The organism is Poinsettia branch-inducing phytoplasma str. JR1, from assembly GCF_000309465.1.
Taxonomy (GTDB): domain Bacteria; phylum Bacillota_I; class Bacilli_A; order Acholeplasmatales; family Acholeplasmataceae; genus Phytoplasma; species Phytoplasma pruni.
The window spans coordinates 1-608 of record NZ_AKIK01000149.1 but is presented as its reverse complement, the minus strand read 5'-3'; the positions used below and the strand labels follow the sequence as shown (position 1 = coordinate 608).

1 pseudogene is annotated in these 608 nt (G+C 25.7%); it reads left to right on the top strand.

Annotation, left to right across the window (positions count from 1 at the left end):
- A pseudogene (locus ON17_RS03670) lies at positions 1–572 on the top strand (type IVB secretion system protein DotG/IcmE); the annotation flags it as partial.
- Positions 573–608 lie beyond the last annotated feature (36 nt).

Below are 608 nucleotides of genomic sequence, written 5' to 3'. Positions count from 1 at the left end.
CTAAACTTTATAAAACAGTATCAGATTTTAAAAAATTAGGAGTTATAGCGGTCCAATTAGAAGAAAGCGGTTTTAAATTGAAACAAATATTAGATGCTGGGTATACATTACAAGATCTTAAATTTGCAAGATTTTATTTCGATGAATTAAAAGAATTAAAAGCTGCCGGATATAAAGCAAAACAATTTAAAGAACATTTTGATTTAAAAGAAGGTGTTTATAAAAGATTAGGATATACAGCTAAGGAATTAAAAACTGATGGTTTTACAGTTAAAGAATTAAAAGATGAGGGTTTTACAGCCAGAGAATTAAGAGATAATGGTTATACGCTTAAAGAATTAAAAACTGCTGCATATTCGCTTAAAGATTTAAGAGATGCTGGATATACAATTAAAGAATTAGAAGTTGCTGGAGATGGTTATACACCCAAAGAAGTATTTAATGCCGGATATACCGCAAAAGAATTAAAAGATGATAATTATTTATTTTTAAATATTAATTTAACAATTAAAGAATTAAAAGCTGCAGGATATACAATTAAAGAATTAAGAGATGCTGGTTATACAATTTAAAAAAAATAAATAAAAATTTTTATAAGTTGGTTGTTA